The 15,315-nt window shown below is 42.9% G+C and carries 13 protein-coding genes; 12 read left to right on the forward strand and 1 reads right to left on the reverse strand.

Annotated elements, in window-relative coordinates; genetic code table 11:
• Positions 1-9: 9 nt before the first annotated feature.
• From EV207_RS04610 to EV207_RS04630, 5 genes are all read left to right on the forward strand, one after another.
• On the forward strand, positions 10-1,434 hold the full coding sequence (locus tag EV207_RS04610) for an APC family permease (protein WP_132744129.1): 1,425 nt from the start codon (positions 10-12) through the stop codon (positions 1,432-1,434).
• A 5-nt stretch (positions 1,435-1,439) separates the two neighbouring features.
• Positions 1,440-1,964, forward strand: coding sequence for an SDR family NAD(P)-dependent oxidoreductase (locus tag EV207_RS04615; RefSeq protein ID WP_165886832.1), 525 nt, complete (start codon positions 1,440-1,442; stop codon positions 1,962-1,964).
• Between the two features lie 238 nt (positions 1,965-2,202).
• On the forward strand, positions 2,203-3,354 hold the full coding sequence (locus tag EV207_RS04620) for a M24 family metallopeptidase (protein ID WP_132744133.1): 1,152 nt from the start codon (positions 2,203-2,205) through the stop codon (positions 3,352-3,354).
• Positions 3,355-3,377: 23 nt separating this feature from the next.
• Positions 3,378-4,943 carry a BCCT family transporter gene (locus tag EV207_RS04625; protein WP_132744135.1) on the forward strand — a complete coding sequence of 522 codons (1,566 nt, stop codon included), beginning with the start codon at positions 3,378-3,380 and terminating at the stop codon, positions 4,941-4,943.
• A gap of 18 nt (positions 4,944-4,961) precedes the next feature.
• Positions 4,962-5,657, forward strand: coding sequence for a TetR family transcriptional regulator (locus EV207_RS04630; RefSeq protein ID WP_132744137.1), 696 nt, complete (start codon positions 4,962-4,964; stop codon positions 5,655-5,657).
• 148 nt (positions 5,658-5,805) lie between these two features.
• Here EV207_RS04630 and EV207_RS04635 read toward each other — a convergent pair whose 3' ends face one another.
• The gene (locus tag EV207_RS04635) at positions 5,806-6,696 is read right to left on the reverse strand and encodes a LysR family transcriptional regulator (protein WP_341539791.1); all 891 of its coding nucleotides are present in this window, start codon (positions 6,694-6,696) and stop codon (positions 5,806-5,808) included.
• Between the two features lie 167 nt (positions 6,697-6,863).
• Between EV207_RS04635 and EV207_RS04640 the strand changes: the two genes are divergently transcribed.
• From EV207_RS04640 to EV207_RS04670, 7 genes are all read left to right on the forward strand, one after another.
• Entirely contained in the window at positions 6,864-7,676 is an 813-nt protein-coding gene (locus EV207_RS04640) for a sulfite exporter TauE/SafE family protein (RefSeq protein WP_132744141.1), read from the forward strand.
• 242 nt (positions 7,677-7,918) lie between these two features.
• On the forward strand, positions 7,919-9,376 hold the full coding sequence (locus tag EV207_RS04645; protein ID WP_132744143.1) for an NAD-dependent succinate-semialdehyde dehydrogenase: 1,458 nt from the start codon (positions 7,919-7,921) through the stop codon (positions 9,374-9,376).
• Positions 9,377-9,415: 39 nt separating this feature from the next.
• Positions 9,416-10,810, forward strand: a complete 1,395-nt coding sequence (locus EV207_RS04650; protein ID WP_207902917.1) for an aminotransferase family protein — start codon at positions 9,416-9,418, stop codon at positions 10,808-10,810.
• Between the two features lie 41 nt (positions 10,811-10,851).
• Positions 10,852-12,204 carry an APC family permease gene (locus EV207_RS04655; RefSeq protein WP_132744145.1) on the forward strand — a complete coding sequence of 451 codons (1,353 nt, stop codon included), beginning with the start codon at positions 10,852-10,854 and terminating at the stop codon, positions 12,202-12,204.
• 18 nt (positions 12,205-12,222) lie between these two features.
• Positions 12,223-13,587 carry an aspartate aminotransferase family protein gene (locus EV207_RS04660; protein WP_132744147.1) on the forward strand — a complete coding sequence of 455 codons (1,365 nt, stop codon included), beginning with the start codon at positions 12,223-12,225 and terminating at the stop codon, positions 13,585-13,587.
• A gap of 13 nt (positions 13,588-13,600) precedes the next feature.
• Positions 13,601-14,461 (forward strand): SDR family oxidoreductase, encoded by an 861-nt coding sequence (locus EV207_RS04665; protein WP_165886833.1) that lies wholly within the window; start codon positions 13,601-13,603, stop codon positions 14,459-14,461.
• A gap of 33 nt (positions 14,462-14,494) precedes the next feature.
• Entirely contained in the window at positions 14,495-15,268 is a 774-nt protein-coding gene (locus EV207_RS04670) for an SDR family NAD(P)-dependent oxidoreductase (protein WP_132744151.1), read from the forward strand.
• Positions 15,269-15,315 lie beyond the last annotated feature (47 nt).

The raw sequence follows: 15,315 nt of genomic DNA on the forward strand, positions 1-15,315 counted from the left end.
TTTAAGAAAATGGATAATCAATTGAAACGAACGATAGGATTATGGCCTATGGTTGCAACTGCGGTGGGCATCGTTGTTTCCTCTTCAGCAATGGTTTCCTTGGGACAAGGCTTCGGTATAGCGGGACCGGGCTTTTTAATCCCAATGGTCATTGCGATGGTTTTAAACTTATTTGTTGCCTTTTCATTTGCAGAACTCGCATCCATTATTCCGCGGGCTGGCGGAATTAATCATTATACACTTCCTACAATGGGACCTTTCATCGGCATGGTTTCTGTCCTTAGCGGCTATGTTTTGGTTAATATGTTTGCCGGAAGTGCGGAAGCTCATATTGCTGGTACGGTTATTCACGGCATCTTTGCTCCTGATGTTTCTCCGCTTGTCATTTCAGCCATTTTCTTAATTATTTTGTCCATAATTAATATACGCGGGATAGAATTCTATAGCTGGTCACAAATGATTTTAACAGGGGGCATGATTGTCTCACTAGTTATTATTGGAATTATTGGACTGACAGGCACCGGCAGTGGCGAACCGTTGAAAACATCAATAGACTTTAACTCGATGGGATGGGGTGTCGTTGGTTTATTCGCACTAGCATTTTGGTTGTTTGTAGGTATCGAGTTTGTTTGCCCAATGGCGGAGGAAGTCAAAAAACCAAAGTTATACATCCCTTTATCTATGATTCTAGGTTTATTAATTATTTTAGTTGTGGATTTGATTTTTGGAAACGCTGCCATTAAATATGTGCCATTAAATATATTAGCGGGATCAGAGTCTCCGCATGTTAAAGCAGCAACAGCCATTTTAGGAAAGACAGGTCAAATCTGGATTGGAATTGTGACCGTTTTTGCAACAGGAAGTACGATCAATACGCTTATTTGTTCTATTCCGCGAATGCTCTACTCTATGGCACAAAAAGGGCAAATGCCGCAAATATTTGGCAAGCTGAATAGATGGGGAAGCCCTTGGGCAGGGATCGTATTTTTGTCAAGTCTTTTTCTGGTTTTTCTTATTGGGATTTCAGGATCCGCTTCGATTACGACCTTTATATTAGCGGGGGCATTTTGTTGGATGATCACCTATATTGTTGCTCATTTAAATGTCATTATCATGCGTGTCAAATATCCAAATGCAGCGAGAACTTTTAAATCACCTTTAGGACTCACCTTCCAAATTATTGGAATATTTGGGATTATATATATGATGTTTAATATATTCCCTGACCCAGCAGTTAAACAGCAAATTTATATGTATGCCGTGATATTTCTGTTGATCACGGTTGTATATTCCGCTATTTGGGTGAAGTTTGCAATGAAGAAGAAACTGTTTGAAACGACGCCTATAGAAGAGCTTTTAAAAGAAGGCTCTGATTCATCAGAGGGATATATAACCCTTGCCGAAAATAAAAACAAGACTGACGTTCAGGGGTGATTAAAGTGAATGGCAATCAGGACAATGAACAGCCTAGTCTTGAAAATTGGGAAAAGGTCATTCGCATTAATCTAACCTCGGGGTTTGTAGTCGCAAAAGCCGCATTGCCTCACTTGATGCAAACACAAGGATCGATCGTGACGGTCGCGTCTATTGCGGGAATAAGATCGGGACCAACACTTTCAGCTTATTGTGCATCAAAAGCAGGCGTCATTGCACTCACTCAGTCTATTGCAGTTGATTATGCCGAACAAAAAGTCAGAGCCAATGCAGTATGTCCCGGCTGGGTAAAAACAGAGATGGCCAATGAAGAAATGGCCAGTTTAGCTAAAGATACTGGTGAAACATTGGAACAAGCTTATAAGCGGGTGACGAAGTTAATACCAGCCCGTCGTCCATCGAACCCGGAGGAAATAGCAAACGCTATTGCATGGCTTATTTCACCCGAAGCCTCTTTTATTACAGGTGCAGTGGTTCCTGTTGATGGCGGATCGTTAACAGTTGATGTTGGCATGACTGCGTTCATGTAGGCAGCTGGTTAGAATAAAAAGTTTTCTATGGGGGATAGCGAAAGCCTCGGGCCCGATACACATTGGGTAAGAGGATTTCGCTTTTTAAGTATGCTCAAGCGATTAAAAAAAAGTTACGGCCATCTACGTAATTCATTTCAACTATTTCAATAGTTATGTTAGTATTATCATATTCATTATATGAACATGTTCATATAATCTGAAAAGGGAAAATCCTATCAAATGAAAGGGGCTAATCATGCAAACAGCAAAAAAAGAAACAGTGGAAAAGCGGTTGAAGGCTCTAAGACAGCGGATGGACAAAAAGGGGATTGATGTATCGTTATTTTGGGATCCGGATAATGAATATTATTTAAGCGGATTTCGGGCCATTTCGTATTCCCGGCCAATTGTATTGCTTGTATACAAGGATAAAACACAGTACATCATCCCTGCATTGGAGAATGACCATGCTCGTGAAAATGCGGCAGTTGATGAGTTCTTTGTTTACCACGAAAAAATTCAAAACAGTCATTTGGATACACAATACTTTCAGCCTCTTAACAGAATTCTGGACGATGTATCTAAGAATAATGTGTTGGGTATTGAAATGGGCATTGTGCCAGCATCTGTTTATCAATTTATACGAGAAAAGGGCTTTGAAATCAAAGACATAGGTCAAGATCTTATCGATATGCGCGCCATTAAAGACCAAGAGGAAATTTACTGGCTTGAACAGGCAGGTCTGCTTTCTGATATTGCATTAGAAGCATCCTTTGCAAATGTTAAGTCTGGCATGAGTGAGCTTGAATTTGATTCCTATGGGGATATGAAACTGTTGGAGACCGCCTCAAAAGATTATCCCGATCTAATTGTTGGCTATGAAAATTGGACATGCTCAGGCATTGAAAGGAGCGCCATGCCGCATTTATATTCGAGCACTCGAAAATTTGAACAAAATGATGTTGTCGTTCACAGCCGGCAGGTTTGGATAAATGGGTACCGTGCGGAAAACGAACGGACTTTCCTTATAGGAAATCCGACAGACGAACAAAGGAAATGTTTGCAGCTCGCTATTGACGCTCAAGAAGCAGGCATGAATGTTATCAAGCCGGGGGTCAAAGCAAAAGAAGTGGACATCGCCTCATTTAAAGTATTTGAAAAGGCTGGTTACGGCAATTTTGTTCAGCATCGAATCGGACACGGTCTTGGACTAACTGAACACGAAGAACCTTACCTTCGTTTTGACAATGATCTAGTGCTGGAAGAGGGTATGGTTTACACGATCGAACCGGGAATCTATATACCGGGAGTCGGCGGTTTCCGCCATTCTGACACGGTGATCTTAACTAAGGACGGCTGCCGCAGTATCACGAAATATCCGCGCCATATCGAAGCATTAAGCTTTTAACTATATAACCTAAGGAGAGTTAAATGAATCATAAAATTAATCATTCCATTTTTTGGCCTTCTATTATATTGGTGGTTGCTGTGACCTTTTTACTTGTGATCTTCAGAGATTCCGCGGCACCCATTTTGTCGGATATGATGTCTTCTATTAATAATGGGTTAGACTGGGCGTTTGAATTTCTGACGATCGGTTTATTTATCATTTTACTTTGGTTAATTTTTGGACGGTTTGGAAAGGTAAAGCTAGGCGGGCCAGATGATCAGCCGGAATTTTCCCGCTTTAGTTGGGGTGGCATGCTGTTCTGTGCCAGCATGGGTACAAGCATCATGTTCTGGTCGATTGTTGAACCGCTTTATTATTATACAGGGCCGCCTTTTGGAATAGAAGCAAGTTCGAAATCGGCAGCTGACATCGCATTAAGTTATGGCTTGTTTCATTGGGGCATTTCGGCCTGGGCGCTTTATGCCTTGCCAGCTGTTGTCATCGCTTACAGCTTCTTTGTACGAAAGAATCCATCATTGAAAATTAGTACGTCCTGTCAAGGTGTATTGGGCAAACATGCTGATGGATGGATAGGCAAAACAATTGATATTCTCGTCATTTGGAGTATGATTGGCGGATTAGGCACATCATTGGGGTTAGGAGTGCCAATGATTTCCGCTGTGATTGGCGATGTCCTTAATATTGAACCTTCCCTTGGGTTAAGTATCATTATTATCGTCGTATGGACGGTCATCTTCAGCTCAAGTGCTTATCTTGGATTATATAAAGGGATTAAGATATTGAGTGACTGGAATGTCTATTTGGCCCTCGGCCTCGCGCTTTTTGTCATTTTGGCTGGACCGACATTATTCATTTTGTCCTACTTCACGAACAGCCTTGGGATTATGCTTGATAAATTCATGAGGATGAGTTTATATACTGATCCAATTTTTAAAAGCGGTTTTCCGCAAACATGGACAGTTTTCTACTGGGCATGGTTTTCTGCAACCGCCCCGTTTATCGGACTTTTTGTCGCACGGATCTCAAAAGGCAGAACCATTCGCGAGCTTATAACAAACGTCTTATTGTGGGGGACATTTGGCAGCTGGTTATATTTTGCAGTATTTGGCGGTTACGGGATGAATCTAGAGTTGACAGGTAAATTGCCTCTCACCAAAATACTGAGTGAAGAGGGCGGTCCGGCTGTCATTGTAGCAGTCTTGAATTCCCTGCCTTTTGCCCCGGTCGTTTTAATATTCTTTGCGATTTTAGGCTTTATCTTTCTGTCGACCTCGCTTGATTCGGCGACCTATGTCATTGCCAGTATTGCAACAGCGGAATTAAAGGGGGGTGAGGAACCTGCCCGCTGGCACCGCTTGTTATGGGGGATCGTTCTCGCAGCTATGGCCATAGGCTTAACAGTTGTTGGCGGTTTAGACGTTGTCCAAACGTCATCTGTACTCGTATCCGTCCCCGTCCTGATAATGTACCTTCTCTTATCCGTCTCTCTCATTAAGTGGCTGAAGCAGGACGAGCATAAGCTAGTCTTTGTCAGAACAAATGATACAGTTTACAATGATAATAACCGTCATTACGGTAATGGATGAGTCGGGAAGTGACATTCAATGAGGGCAGGACGAAAAGAAATACAAAGGGAACGGATGTGGCGTTACTTTGTAGATGCAACGGTTGATGTGATTGAAAAAGAAGGAATCGAAAATGTGACGATAAGAAAAGTCGCTGACCTCGCAGGCTACACAAGTTCTACAGTGTACAATTATTTTCAGGAATTGTCACATCTCGTTTTTTTCGCAGCCATGCGTTTCACGAAAAATTATATTGATGATTTGCCAAGATATATAGACAAAGGTTCTAATACGATCGAAAAATGGCTGTACACCTGGGAGTGTTTTTGTAAGCATTCATTCGACAAACCCGAGATCTATGCCGTCATTTTTGTCAACAATCTGGGATCTGTCCCGGAAGACCTCTTGGAGCACTATTATAAAACCTACCGCAGCGATCTTATTGGCCTGCCAGAGCCCATTCAGTCGATCATTCTTGAACATGCTTTTTCTAGACGAAGTGCATTATATGTGCAGCAGGCTGTTGACGAAGGGTTGATCGAAGGGAAAGACGTGGCATTCATCTCAGAAACAACGATGCTGATTTGGCAGGGAATGTTGACAACGGTCTTAAATCAAAGAAGAAATGTCACAACTAAGGAAGCTGCGCGGCAAACACTGGATTATGTTTATGAAAGTGTCATGAAGGTCATCCCCACGGATAAACGGAAAGAAATAAACGTTCAATTCAAGTGATTAACATATACAGTCCAGAGCTAAGATGAGCTCGGGCTGTATTTTTGTACTTTAAGAATGTTTAAGTTCGCTAAAGCGAAAAAGTGGAAAAAAGTATAAGTGCAACTACGCCTCTGTCTTCGCCAATCGGCGAGTTTTCTTTATCGCGCTATGACTTAATAAACGCAATAAATTCAGTGACCCCAATTTTATTAAATCTCTGTGGTTTTTTGACCATCCATAGATCCCTTTTTAAATCGACGCCGGCCATTTTTATTTCGCCCAGGTGTCCTTCTTTTAGCTCTCTGGCTACGGTTAGTCTCGACAAGATACTGACACCGAGTCCCGCTTCCACAGCACTTTTTATGGCTTGCGTACTTCCAAGTTCCATATAGCTTTCAATTTTATCCAGCCCTCCATGATCTTTTAAGGCGTTTTCGACGATCAATCGCGTGCCTGAAGTGGCTTCACGCCAAATCATGTGTTCGTGGGTCAATTCTTTAGTGGAAATTTCTGTTCGATCCTTCCAAGGATGATCCGGCGAATGGACAAGAACAAGCTCATCATCAGCAAAATTTTCTTTCGTAAAACCCTTGTTCTCTACAATGCCTTCTACTAAGGCTAAATCGATCACATCATGTGAGAGATCCTCTAGGACACTCGGCGTATTTCCAATTGTTAAGGTCACCTTTATTTTTGGAAATTGCTTTTTGAACCGGCCAAGCAAACTCGGCAACAAATACTCACCGATTGTTAATGAGGCGCCTACTCTGAGGATCGCGTTGTGTTCGCCTGTCGCCTGTTGTACGGTTTCTTTAGAGCGATTAAAGTCGTCAACAATGGCTTTTGCGAAAGGATAAAGTGTTTTCCCGATATCCGTGACCGCGAGCCTTCCATCCACTCTGTCAAATAACAGCGCCCCGTAGAAATCTTCCAACTGATGAATTTGCCTGGTTACGGCGGGCTGGGAGACGTAGGCTAACCGTGCTGCCTGGCTGATACTCCCCTCATCAACAACTAGACAAAACATTTTCAAGCTTTCTATGTTCAATAGAAACACCCCCAGTATTAAAGGTTTATATTCCGATTTTACCATAAACAAAATTTAGAAAGCCTCCGCTAATGTATAACAATCCGTTATATACCCATGCATTTTTTGTAATTTACCTTTGCCTTTTTTCTTGCTAGCTTGGTAAATAAGAGGACTAACGGAGGAGGGGGAAACAAATGCTGTCGGGTATATTATTGTTTATCATTGCCTTACTATCTGGTGCATATGGGGTCATTGTTGGCGCCGGAGGAGGATTTATTTTTGTACCGGTTCTTCTCATCTTTTTTCATATGTCCCCGGTTACCGCTGCAGGTACAGGCCTCGTCGTCGTTATGTTAAATGCATTATCAGGAATCACCGGCTATGTCAAACAAAGGCGAATCGACTATAAAATCGGCATTATCCTTGCACTAGGGGCGCTTCCAGGGACATTAATTGGGACATGGCTCGGGCGATCCAGTTCCTCACAGCTGTTTTATTTGATATTTTCTAGTGTCATTGTTTTATTAGGCCTTTTCCTATTGATCAAAAAAGCCCCATCCAACAAAAATGTTGAAGATAAACAGCGGGATGAGACTGCTGTTGCATTGCATAAGCAAAATTCAACGGAGGAGACCATCAGCCATAAACCTAGTCAAAATTATTATTCATTATTGGCGATAGGTTTATTATTGGGCGTTGTTTCCAGTTATTTAGGAATCGGCGGGGGATGGCTGCTTGTGCCCATTTTGATTTATATATACCGTGTTGCGCCTCATTACGCAACAGCCACGTCGATTTTTTCTTTATGCTTATATTCCGCAATTGGCGTTATTACTCAAATATATTACGGCCACATTGATTGGTCCGTTGTTCTCTGGGGAGGATTGGGTGTTTTAGTCGGAGGGCAAGCAGGCGCTTATATGTCAAATAAGCTTTCCGGCAGGCTTATTATCAAAATGCTTTCCATCTTGCTGATTGGTGTCGGGGTTAAATTGTTTTTTAGTTAGATTGTCAAATGGTGAGAAAGATTTGAACCTTATAACCAAAATGGATTTTAATTTTAAGTATGGCCTTTAATGGTCATACTTTTTTTGCCGTTTTTATTATTTTTAAAAATCATTTGACCATTTTGGTTGTAAGTTTTATAATTAGCACAAAACACAATAAATTCAGAACACTTAGCATCAGTTTGTTAAAAACGTCAAGGAGGAAAGGTTACGCCATAACAAAATGAAAGGGAGCGAATGGCATGTCTATAGCAAAAACGGTCGAAACATTCAAACTATACATTGATGGGGAATGGAATGATCCGGCTACGGGTGAATATTTCGATGTCGTCAGTCCTGCAACTGGTGAGGTCCTATTTAAAGCAGCAAATGGAAATAGGCAGGATGTAAAAAAAGCAATTGAAGCAAGTTGCAGTGCTTTTCAACACTGGTCAAAAAAATCGGGGAAAGAACGATCAACGATTCTCTTTCGTTTATACCAATTGATGCTTGAAAATACGGAAGAGTTAGCAAAAACCATTTCCTCCGAAATGGGAAAACCAATCAAACAAGCCCGTGGTGAAGTCGCCAATAGCGCGGAGTATGTGCTATGGAATGCAGAAGAAGGAAAACGCGTGTATGGGCAAACGATTCAAGGCTTTGAAGCCAACAAACGCCTGCAAATGACCAAGCAGCCGGTAGGTCCAGTAGCGGCGATTACACCGTGGAACTTTCCGCTTGCGATGATAACAAGAAAATTGTCCCCTGCACTTGCCGCTGGTTGCACGGTGATATTGAAGCCTGCTGAACAAACACCGGGGACAGCCGTTAAATTCTTTGAATTGGCGGAAGAGGCGGGAATACCAAAGGGTGTTATCAACTTAGTTACAGGGCAGCCCGCTGAAATTGGCGATGCGCTTCTGTCTGATAAGCGTATTCGGAAAATAACGTTTACCGGATCAACAAAGGTCGGCAAACTGTTGCTGGAAAAAGCGGCCCATCAAGTAAAACGGGTGTCGATGGAGCTTGGAGGACATGCCCCATTTATCGTTTTTGAAGATGCTGATCTAGATAAGGCTGTTTCAAGTGTCATGAAAAGCAAATATTTTAACTGCGGACAAACGTGCATTTCTCCGAACCGGCTTTATGTCCAAGAGTCAATTAAAGAAACGTTTCTGGACAAATTAAAGGCAGCGGTGGAGGGCTTGACGGTTGGAAATGGTCTGAATGAAGAAGTTGGATTGGGTCCAGTTGTAAGCAAGGCCGGATTAGATAAGGTCAAAAGTCATGTGAAGGATGCCCAGGAAAAGGGAGCCCGGCTTGTTTGCGGAGGGGAAGAATACCAAGTAAGAGACTGTGAAGAAGGGTTTTTCTATACCCCGACAATTTTATCCGACGTGAATGAGAAGATGCGCATCTCTTATGAAGAAACATTTGGGCCTGTTGCTCCTATTTTCACATTTAAAAATGAGGATGAAGTGGTTAATAAGGCTAATGATACGGATTACGGGTTAGCAGCTTATATGTTCACAAAAGATCTCGCGCGCTCTGTTCGTGTCTCGGAATCACTTGAATACGGCATGGTAGGCATTAATGATACCGTTCTTTCACAAGTTCAGGGACCTTTTGGCGGCATTAAAGAAAGCGGTATGGGGCGTGAGGGCGGTCCAAACGGATTAGACGATTTCCTCGAAACCAAATTCATTTCTACTGTCATTTAACGTAAGCTCATCGGAAATATCATACGGAGGAGAATGATTATGACAAAAAACATAGCTTTAGAGAATACAACGATCAACGAATTGAAGGAATCTGACAAAAAGTATTTTTTGCACCCGACGACATCGATTAAGCAGCACCAGGCAAACGGTCCTTCCTTTATTTTTAAGGAAGGAAAGGGCATTTATTTAACAGACATTAATGGTGACCAATATATTGATGCAATGAGCTCCTTATGGAATGTGAACATAGGCCATGGACGAGAAGAAATCGCGGAAGCAGCAAAGGAACAAATGTCTACACTCGCATACAGTTCATGCTTTCAGGGCTTTTCCCATGAACCCGTCATTCGTTTATCTGAGAAGCTGGCTTCCATTACTCCTGGAGACTTGAATGTATCCTTCTTCACCTCCGGAGGATCAGAATCAAACGATACAGCTTTCAAACTCATTCGCCATTATTGGAAGCTAAAAGGTGAGGCAAAACGCACCAAAATTATTGGCGTTAAGCGGGGCTATCACGGCATTACAGTTGGTGCTACAAGTGCAACAGGCATTGACCAATTTCAAAATATGGCTACAGCCAAAGCTCCGGATTTCGTCCATGCAACAACAAGGTTCAAGACTAATTGTGAATTAGGCGATAAATCCGATCCGGATTATGCAGGCAGTATCCGCGGAACGATCGAGAAGGAAGGGACAGAAACTGTAGCTGCCATTATCGTGGAACCTGTTATGGGGGCAGGAGGCCTTTTTATTCCTCCAGCCGGCTATTTGCAAGCCCTTCGCAAATTGTGTGATGAATATGGCATTTTGATGATTGCTGATGAAGTCATTTGCGGTTTTGGAAGGACAGGGAAAATGTTCGGTGTCGATAATTGGGATGTTGTTCCTGATGTCATGACTGTTGCGAAAGGAATTACAAGCGCTTACATTCAGTTAGGAGCAGTTATTATCACAGAACGTCTAAGAAATGAACTGGCAGAGATATCACCAAATGATGTATTCTTCCATGGTTTCACCTACAGCGGACACACAACGGCGTGCGCGATCGCATTGAAAAATATCGAAATTATTGAAAGGGAAGATTTGGTCGGTAATGCCAAACGTATGGAAGCAGAACTTATGAAAGGCTTTAAGTATCTAGAAAATAACCATTCTATTGTCACGAAATCGAGAGCTATTGGGCTGTTAGCCGGTTTTGAATTACTTAAGGACCGTGAAAAGGGCGTACCTTTTGACCAGGCGATAATGGCTGCCCCTAAGGTTGTCGGCGAATGCCATAAAAGAAAATTAATCGTCCGTCCTGTTGTTTTTGAGGGGTCCAATTCGATAGTATTTGCCCCCCCGCTTATTACGAACAAGGAGCAGGTTGAAACAATTATAAACAAACTGTCTGACGCTATATCTGCGTTTGAGAGACAAGGCCATTTATAAACCTATATGTTAAAAGAGGGATACTGAAGGGGGCTTGAATCATGCTGAAAAACAACACTGATTCAAAGAATGGCAAGCAGGAATTAAAAAAGGTGTTAAAGACGAGGGACTTAGTCATATTTGGAATTATTTTCATCTCGCCGAATTCAGCACAGTCTTTATTCGGTGGGCTTACCACCTTATCACATGGTCATGGTGTACTAGCGATTTTTGTAGGGCTTATTGCGATGATTTTTACAGCATTCAGTTATGGCAAAATGGCAAGCGTGATCCCAAAAGCAGGTTCAACATATAGTTATGCCACTCACACACTGCATCCGACACTTGGTTTTATGGCAGGCTGGGCCATTCTTTTGGATTATTTGATCTTTCCGATGTTGGTGTATAAATTAAGTTCGAGTTTTGCGATAGAAATGATGCCATTTATGCCATTATGGCTGATGTTAATCATTTTTATCCTGCCGATGACACTGTTTAATTATGTTGGGATGAGGGTGTCTTCACACCTTAATCTTATCATGTTGTTGTTGAAACTAATAAGTGTCTTTTTGTTCGTTGGCTTTGCTATTCATGCCCTGACAAACGGGGTGGGTACTGGGAAGATTATTGATTTGCAAGGGGTTTTTGATTCCACAACATTTTCTATGAATGCCCTTATTTCTGGTTCATCTATTGCTGTCCTCTCCTACATTGGTTTTGATGCGATTACAGCCTTGTCGGAGGATGCAAAAGTCCCCGGTAAAACAGTAGGGCGTGCTGTCATTATCACCTGCCTTGTTAGTTCTGCCTTAATAGGTATTCAAATCTATTTCGCAACGTTGATTCATCCGAACTTTGCCACATTCAAAAACACGGATACTGCTTTCTATGAGGTAGCTATTGCAGCCGGTGGAAGCGGTTTAGCTGCTGCGACGACCATCCTTCTTGTTGTCACAGGGGCCGCTTCTGCACTGGCGGGCCAAGCATCTGGTTCCAGGGTTCTTTTTAGCATGGGACGGGATCAAGTATTGCCGGGATTTTTAAGCTATTTACATCCAAAGTATAAGACGCCCGTATATAGTATTTTGATTTTAGCGGTGCTTGGCTACGTCGGTGCCTTGCTTATCCCTATAAGCGTCTTCTTTTTGATAGTTGTCTTTGGCGCATTAATTGGATTCATTTTTGTTAACTTGTCTGTGGTTATTGAATTTTTTATCAAACGAAAAGAGCGAAAAGGAGCAAACTTTCTCTCAAATTTAATATCACCAATACTAGGAATCGTTGTTTGTATTTACATCTTGATAGGCATGGATTTGGTCGGGAAAATTGTGGGCATATGCTGGCTGCTCGTTGGCTTTCTATATTTAACGTTAAAAACAAAAGGATTCAAACAACAGGTGAAAATGGACATGTAAAGGGTATAGGAGGTTAGTATGAAAACAACATATGAAGTAAATAAGAAGCGATTAGCGAAATTGCTTGCTATGGAAGAAGAGAGGTTTATTAAGGCAAACCCGAAATCTGAAGAAATTTATAAGCGGGCACAGCGATCCCTTGTACGCGGCGTCCCAATGCATTGGATGGATAATTGGCCATCCCCGTTTCCGCTTCATTTAAAAAAGGCTTTTGGAGCCAGTTTGGCGGACGTTGACGGGCATGAGTACATTGATTTCTGCCTGGGAGACACCGGAGCGATGTTTGGGCATGGTAACGAAGAGGTTGCTGCTGCTGTTCAGAATCAGATTACTCAAGGCAGTACAACGATGCTGCCGACCGAAGATGCCTTTTGGGCCGGTGAGAATCTTCAACAGCGTTTCGGCTTGCCTTATTGGCAGCTTGCTACATCTGCGACAGATGCGAACCGTTTTGCGATTCGGATGAGCCGAATCATGACCGGCCGGGATAAGATTCTAGTATTTAATGGAAAGTACCACGGTTCACTAGATGAGACCCAGGTTTCCATTGAGGACGGAAAGATGGTTCCACAGCCGCGCATTTCATCGAATGCCGTTGACTTTGAACGGACGACCAAAGTCATTGAATTTAACGATCTGGAAGCTTTGGAGAAAGCGCTTGCGCCGGGTGATGTAGCCTGTGTTCTGACGGAACCAATAATGACGAACGTAGGCATGGTCCCTCCTGAACCGGGGTTCCATAAGGTGCTTCGAGACATTACTAGGCGAACCGGGACGCTTTTAATTATGGATGAAACGCATACGATCTCGACTAGTCCATCAGGCTACACAGGTGCTTACGGCCTTGAACCAGATTTCTTCGTCCTAGGAAAAGCAATTGCCGGGGGTATTCCCGCCGCAGTCTATGGCATGACAGAAGAAGTTGCTAGGGCCATGCGCAAGTATACGAAAAAAGACGGCTATAGCATCAATCATTGCGGGTTCGGCGGGACACTGGCAGGCAATGCTCTTACGGTCCATGCTCTTCGTGCAACACTTGAGAAAGTAATGACTGAAGAAAACTATAATCATATGACCATGATGGCTGAAAAGTTTGAACAAGGTGTGACAGCCGTAATACAAGAGAAACAGCTTCCTTGGCATGTTACTAGAATTGGCGCACGAGTCGAGTACATGTTTAGCAAGTCGGCGCCAACAAACGGCGGAGAAGCTAAAGCCATTCGTGAGCCGGAGTTAGAAGCGGCTATTCACCTTTATCTTCTTAACAGGGGTGTCCTTCTGACACCGTTTCATAGTATGGCGCTTATGTGTCCTTATACAGAAGAAGAAGATGTTAAACGGCATACTCAAGTTTTCCGTAATTGTATCGAGGAAATAGTCTAAAGGAGGGATATTTTTGAGAGTCGCACTTATAACTGGTTGCAGCAGCGGTTTTGGCCTTCTTAGTGCACTTGCCTTTGCCCGCCGGGGCAACAAGGTTTATGCCACAATGCGGGACCTTTCGAAGGATGGGGATCTTCAAAGTATAACGAACAGCGAACAGCTTCCTATTATAATATTAAAGCTTGACGTAACGGATGACCATTCTGTCAAGCAGGCGGTATCAAAGGTACTTGATAAAGAGGGGCGCATAGACGTTTTAGTCAATAATGCAGGGATGGGGTGTCTTGGGTCTGTTGAGTTTTTGAGCGACACGATGTTACGGACTGCTTTCGAGACTAACTTTTTCGGAGTCATACGTATGCTGAGAGCGGTGTTGCCGGCGATGCGGGCACAAGGATCCGGTACGATCGTTAATGTTTCATCAATTGACGGCCGTATCCCCGGAAAACCTATCAATTGGGGGTATGCCGCCTCAAAACATTCACTAGGGGTTTTAAGTGATGCACTTGCTCTGGAAGTTGAGCCGTTCGGGATTAAAGTACGGCAAATAGAACCAGGATTTTTCGCTACGAAAATACTTACTAACAGAAAATTGCTAGAGAAAGAAAATGCCGCGGCTAATGATGAAAGATCGGATGTAGATTCTCCGTATCGCAAGTTTGAGGAAGCTGTAAGGGGATTTGCGGAAGGAAATATGCAGCATTCTGACGATCCTCAGATAGTGGCAGAAGCAATCATTGAAGCGGTGAACACAGAAGCCTTTTTTCCTGTCCATTACCCGGTTGGTGAGGAAGCTAATGCAACATTAAAAGAAATTGCTACACTCGATGAAGAACAGCAGGCACTCTCTTGGAAAAAGATGATGGGGTTATAAGAGGGAAATTATTTATACAAGGGGAGAATCTCTATGCGATTTATGGATAAAGTCGTATTTGTGACAGGTGGTGCACAAGGGATCGGCAGAGCGATAGCCGAGATGTTTTATGCTGAAGGTGCAGCTGTTGCGGTCAATGACATTAATAATGAAGAACTTAGTCACTTCGTTATTAATTTAAGTAATGCTGAGAACAACAAAGGCCAAATTATTGCAGTTCCAGGTGATATATCTGAGGAAAATGCGGTGGCAGACATGATACAGACAGTGACGGATCAGCTCGGTTCCGTAGATATTTTAGTGAATAACGCCGGCATTTCACCAAGGAACAATGGAAAAAAGAGTACGGTAGAAGAAATGACATTAGAAGAATGGGAGCGGGTTTTTGCGGTGAATCTCCGCAGCCAATTTCTAACAAGCCGAGCAGTCATATCTAAAATGAAGGAACGTGGATGGGGACGGATTATTAATGTTTCCTCTGAAGCCGCCAGAAAGCGGCCAAGTCCCATTGTCGGGGCTAATTATGTCGCCTCAAAAACAGGTGTATTAGGATTGACCCGCTGTTTAGCCATTGAGCTTGCGCCTTTTGGGGTTACAGTAAATGCAATATGCCCAGGATTAGTTGCGTCAGACATGTTAGCTGATGTAGAAAGCAATGAAACAAAACAGCATGTCGGGGACATCCCAGTCGGAAGATTAGGCGACCCTAAGGATCTGGCCAATGGGATTCGGTTTCTGGCCGATCCCTCTTCTGAGTACATTACTGGTGCTGTACTGGATGTTAATGGAGGGCATTTCATGCCTTAAATGAACACAATGGACATCAATTAATTGGTTAATGGGTCCGCAGACAA

This window comes from Scopulibacillus darangshiensis, assembly GCF_004341035.1.
GTDB lineage: Bacteria > Bacillota > Bacilli > Bacillales > Sporolactobacillaceae > Scopulibacillus > Scopulibacillus darangshiensis.

Bases quoted from the DNA above. Each gene is read 5' to 3' on its own strand.
- EV207_RS04670 (WP_132744151.1), top strand. From the start codon at position 14,495: ATGCGATTTATGGATAAAGTCGTATTTGTGACAGGTGGTGCACAAGGG.
- EV207_RS04620 (WP_132744133.1), top strand. From the start codon at position 2,203: ATGCAAACAGCAAAAAAAGAAACAGTGGAAAAGCGGTTGAAGGCTCTA.
- EV207_RS04655 (WP_132744145.1), top strand. From the start codon at position 10,852: ATGCTGAAAAACAACACTGATTCAAAGAATGGCAAGCAGGAATTAAAA.
- EV207_RS04625 (WP_132744135.1), top strand. From the start codon at position 3,378: ATGAATCATAAAATTAATCATTCCATTTTTTGGCCTTCTATTATATTG.
- EV207_RS04660 (WP_132744147.1), top strand. From the start codon at position 12,223: ATGAAAACAACATATGAAGTAAATAAGAAGCGATTAGCGAAATTGCTT.
- EV207_RS04610 (WP_132744129.1), top strand. From the start codon at position 10: ATGGATAATCAATTGAAACGAACGATAGGATTATGGCCTATGGTTGCA.
- EV207_RS04630 (WP_132744137.1), top strand. From the start codon at position 4,962: ATGAGGGCAGGACGAAAAGAAATACAAAGGGAACGGATGTGGCGTTAC.
- EV207_RS04645 (WP_132744143.1), top strand. From the start codon at position 7,919: ATGTCTATAGCAAAAACGGTCGAAACATTCAAACTATACATTGATGGG.
- EV207_RS04650 (WP_207902917.1), top strand. From the start codon at position 9,416: ATGACAAAAAACATAGCTTTAGAGAATACAACGATCAACGAATTGAAG.
- EV207_RS04640 (WP_132744141.1), top strand. From the start codon at position 6,864: ATGCTGTCGGGTATATTATTGTTTATCATTGCCTTACTATCTGGTGCA.